Raw genomic sequence first — 4,248 nt, 5'->3', positions numbered from 1 at the left:
GCAGTTGAGCTAACGGTAGAAGGCAAACGCTTTCTTGCAAGGACTGAAATGATGGGCAATGCTTACGACGCTTTCAAAGCACTCAAAATAAGACCCCCGGATCTACTCAAAGAGATTGCATAACAGACCACTGTGGTGGTACGTCTGTTTTTCTTTTCATTTTTCCCCTTGTTTAGCTGCTTTCAGATTCTTTGCTGTCAAAGTTGAGAATGAGTACAATGAGACATCCTGCAAAACACTTATTAGATAAGTTTTCGGATGAGGGCTAATAATGTCATTCATTCAATGAGAAAGCGATTTTTGAATCTGCAAAACTACAAAAGCTGAAGGCACGAACTTGGGAGATTTCACGGAACTCCAAGATACTTCATTAAACACAATGCTCTTGCGCAAATCACCTGACGAAGCCAGAGATTCGGATTGACACGGTAGCACATTCTAAAAAAGTACTCTTAGTATTTCCACATGGAAAGGAAAGAACATCTGCTATAATTAGAACAAACGGCAATATGTTTATAAATTGCCAGTTGTTCTAAAAGTGAGTTGATCGATTTGAAAGACGAGACCTGGTCCTCAAAGAGTAGTGGTAAGAGAATAAGTTCAGAGCTTAAAGATAGGGACTCCTTTACTACCGGTGAGCTCAAGCCATATCTCACTCTTCCCGGAGAAGAGATAAGCCCGGTTACTATCCGCACCAGGCTGAATGCTCTGAAAAGGAGCGGAGTCATAACTCCGGTCGGGAGGGGTCTGTACACTCTCAAAAAGCTGTACGATTATACGCCAGAGATAGACCAAATTCTTGGAAAGGTATATCTTGAGCTAAGCAAACGGCTGCCGCTGACAAGAATATGCGTCTGGAGGCCTTCCTGGCTGAACGAGTTCGCACTTCACATAGTCTCTATGCAGACAATAGTTGTTGAATCGGAAAGAGAAACTGAAAGGGCCGTCTTTGAAGTGCTGCAGGAATCGTTGGAGAAGAACTCCTCTCTTACCGGAACTTTGCTACTCCTAAATCCCTCTGCCGAAGATATCGATCTGTATGTTTCAGGTCAATCTCCCACAATAGTTGTCGGAAGACTCATCACCGAAGCACCGGTAGGAGAGAGTGATGGAGTCGTCGTACCGAGGCTCGAAAAAATGCTTGTGGATCTGTTCTCAGGGGGGCCCGTTCTTGAGCCTTTCGGTGGTGCCGAAATGGACAGAGTTTTCAGAAATGCCTTCAATACATACGCTCTGAACGTAAATACCATCATAAGATATGCCACAAGGAGAGGTAAAAGACAGGAAATGTCTGACTACCTTACCTCAAAGAAGCTGACAGGTCACGGGGAGGTATTGGATGATCTCCGATAGTTGTTTGACCAGAGAGTATCTTGAGGCTAAACGAGTTGAGCTGGGTTGTGACCAGATACTGCTAGAAAAGACGATCAAGGCTCTTCAGCTTCTCGAGTTGCTGATAATCAACGGTGTGGATCTAACGTTCAAAGGAGGAACTTCTCTAATCCTGCTTCTGGATAGAGTTCAACGCCTATCCATTGACATAGATATCATTGTTGAGCCTAGAACTAACCTGAGTGCTGCTTTCAGCAAAGTTATTTCGACCGGCAGATTCTCAAGCTATGAAGAGGACATAAGAAAGACCGTCTTCCCGGTAAGGCATTTCAAGTTCTACTATGACTCGGTCAATCCCAGTCAGAAGAACGCATATATTCTAATTGACGCCCTGTATGAGAAGCCTCTACACACTGAGTTAGTTCAGACACCGATCAGGAGTTATGTTTTACACACCGAAAATCCAGTAACGACGGTTACAACACCTTCTATTGATGCGATTCTTGGAGACAAGCTCACGGCCTTCGCACCCAACACTACGGGGATTCCTTATGATGCGAGAAAGGGAATGGAAATCTGCAAACAGCTTTATGACATCGCCACTCTCTTTGATTACCACAAAAACACTAGAACTGTAAGGGATACGTTTAAGAGAATCGCCTTAACTGAGGCTCATTACCGCGGAATGCAGTCTCTAGCTCCAGAGGATATTCTGAAGGACGTATTTGAGACGGCACTCCTTATTGGCGCCAGGGGAAAGAGAGAGCCAGATCATTACAGAGAACTGGATTCAGGAAGATCGAGTCTGTCGTCACATATTCTTGGTTTCAACTACAAACAGACAAAATTCTTTTCCGATGCCGCTAAAGTGGCTTATCTGGCAGCTTGTTTGCTCGGGGAAAGTGATGCACTGTTCAGGTGGTCCAGAGACGAGCTCTTCGTAAGGATTACCGATGAGTCATTTACATTTCTAAACAAATTATCCACGGTGAGTCCTGAGGCCTACGCATACTTCAGCAAAGCTATAGAGCAGATCGGTACTTCTACCAGATAATGAGTGTCACCGTGATTTTATTGAGGTTGGTGCAAAACGGGTGCGCCAATAGCAACCTGTCCTCTAGGAATGGCAGTTTCCGCTATTGCTGTAACGGCTTTACCACCAATCAGTTGAGTGACCCGTAGCTATTGAAATATTGAGCCTGATACTTTGATCGAAAGCAGGAGATCATATGTTCTTGTGTTAGACTCAATATACACATAGTGTGTATAAGGTGGTGATCGCATGAAAGATATCCAGGAAACGAAAGAGAGACACAATATCATGATGACTCCTTCTTCATGGAAGGTTCTGAAAGAGCTAGGTCGTGTACAGGGCAAAAGCGCCAGTGAAATAATCGAGACGGCTCTATGGAATCTCATAAAGACAAAAGGCTACAACTCTCTGTACTTCAAGATAATGGCTACTAGCGAGTCTTGCGACCCGGAAGAGAATGAAGAGCTAACAAGAATACTCGATCAGATGACGGAAGAGGATCTGGAAATCGTCGATAGCTATGAGTTACCGGATTAGCTTCACGAGATCGAGCAAGAGGCAACATGAAAAGCTCGATACCGCGGTCAAGAATAGAATAGACAAAAGCTTCCGACAGCTTGTAGATTACTACGACGGAAAAACTAGCAAGGAACCGGACGTTAAAAGTCTTTCGGGCAAATACAACGGAATACTTCGATTGAGGGTCGGCGATTACAGGATCATTTTCCAGGTCCGGGGAGATGAGTTTTTAATTCTTGGGTTCAGATAGTTAAACGCGGAGACGCGCATAGATAACATCAAGCTCATTTGAGAAATGATTGAGAATTAACCGGTGAGATTTAACGGGTCAGACTCCCGACTCTTACAAGAACTGAAGCCCTTATTGTGTCATTATTCGAACAATCGGCAATGTGTTTATAAATTGCCAGTTGTTCTATAGGCGAGTTGATTAGTTTGAAGGACTAGGATTTTGGTGAACATTTGCAGAAATGCTGTGTCGAAATGATAGAATAAATTATAAAGGCACTAGAAAGAAGGGAGAATTATGGCAACAAGAACATTCGAGAAAGAGATTTATATCGACCAAAAAGCCGCGGAGAATATGGTTAAAGCAATGAAAGCTGCAAAGAAGCGGCCCGAGGAAGAGTATATAGACGTTAAAGCCTCCATTGAGAGGAGTGTATCTTTATTACCAAAAACATTACGCCGCTAAAGGCCCTGCTAGACAAGTACGATGAGAGTGAAGTGAGGGAGGTTTTATCCCTCTTTTTTTTTGCTTGAAAAACAGCGACGTCGAAACGTGTTTGAGAGAAAAAGCGATTACATTCGAGAAGGCTTAAAGAGCCCGGACCTATTTGATACTGGATGAAGAAGCCTTGATTAATGGGAAGACAAATATCATCGCTTATTTCACGGTATCGACGAAAGCACTCAACCTTAGAGAGGGAATCAGCAAGAATGTTAGAAAACACCTTGATGACCTGGGGAACAAGCGGAGTTCTACCTTCGTTGTTTACCTCATTGGCCAGCTTGGAAAGAACGATGCTCATCGCTCGGAGATAGATGGGAATGAACTTGTCGCCCGGGCAATAGCTACCATCAGAGAGGCCTATGAGATAGTTGGAGGTCGGTGTATTCTCATCGAGTGTGAACCGATTCCAGGTCTCAGAAAGCTTTACGAAGACAATGGCTTCGCTTTTCTTCAAGAGTCACTTGACAACGACTCATTGATTCAGTTAATACGTTTTATTGACGCCTGATAGTAGGTAGCTTCACGCCTTCCCGGCCAATGGTGTAGTGATTTGCGGCTAGCCTCAGTTCTTCACACAGAAGACTGCTAGATCCTTCGAGACCTTCACTATATTAGGGCTTCCTGAAAAACT

General features: G+C 43.9%; 5 protein-coding genes. All 5 read left to right on the top strand.

Going from position 1 to position 4,248, the window contains the following annotated elements; all coding sequences use genetic code 11:
* Positions 1-552 precede the first annotated feature (552 nt).
* The 5 genes from ENN47_08995 (at position 553) to ENN47_08975 (ending at position 4,125) form a co-directional block, all read left to right on the top strand.
* A complete protein-coding gene (locus ENN47_08995) occupies positions 553-1,353 on the top strand; it encodes a hypothetical protein (protein HDP78300.1) in 801 nt (266 codons plus the stop codon).
* Positions 1,340-2,386: a hypothetical protein gene (locus tag ENN47_08990; GenBank protein ID HDP78299.1), complete on the top strand. Its 1,047-nt coding sequence runs from the start codon at positions 1,340-1,342 to the stop codon at positions 2,384-2,386. Before ENN47_08995 ends, ENN47_08990 begins: the two co-directional genes overlap by 14 nt.
* A 228-nt stretch (positions 2,387-2,614) precedes the next feature.
* Positions 2,615-2,902, top strand: a complete 288-nt coding sequence (locus tag ENN47_08985; protein ID HDP78298.1) for a hypothetical protein — start codon at positions 2,615-2,617, stop codon at positions 2,900-2,902.
* The gene (locus ENN47_08980) at positions 2,886-3,134 is read left to right on the top strand and encodes a type II toxin-antitoxin system RelE/ParE family toxin (GenBank protein HDP78297.1); all 249 of its coding nucleotides are present in this window, start codon (positions 2,886-2,888) and stop codon (positions 3,132-3,134) included. The genes ENN47_08985 and ENN47_08980 overlap by 17 nt, the downstream gene beginning before the upstream one ends.
* 586 nt (positions 3,135-3,720) lie before the next feature.
* A complete protein-coding gene (locus ENN47_08975) occupies positions 3,721-4,125 on the top strand; it encodes an acetyltransferase (protein HDP78296.1) in 405 nt (134 codons plus the stop codon).
* Positions 4,126-4,248 lie beyond the last annotated feature (123 nt).

Origin of the sequence: Mesotoga infera, from assembly GCA_011045915.1 — a bacterium.
Taxonomy (GTDB): domain Bacteria; phylum Thermotogota; class Thermotogae; order Petrotogales; family Kosmotogaceae; genus Mesotoga; species Mesotoga infera_D.
Note: the sequence above shows the minus strand (reverse complement) of the source record. Positions and strands in the feature narration are given on the sequence as shown.

What these genes read in the sequence shown, in the direction of transcription:
- ENN47_08990 (HDP78299.1), top strand. Translation starts at nt 1,340, where the DNA reads ATGATCTCCGATAGTTGTTTGACCAGAGAGTATCTTGAGGCTAAACGA.
- ENN47_08980 (HDP78297.1), top strand. Translation starts at nt 2,886, where the DNA reads ATGAGTTACCGGATTAGCTTCACGAGATCGAGCAAGAGGCAACATGAA.
- ENN47_08985 (HDP78298.1), top strand. Translation starts at nt 2,615, where the DNA reads ATGAAAGATATCCAGGAAACGAAAGAGAGACACAATATCATGATGACT.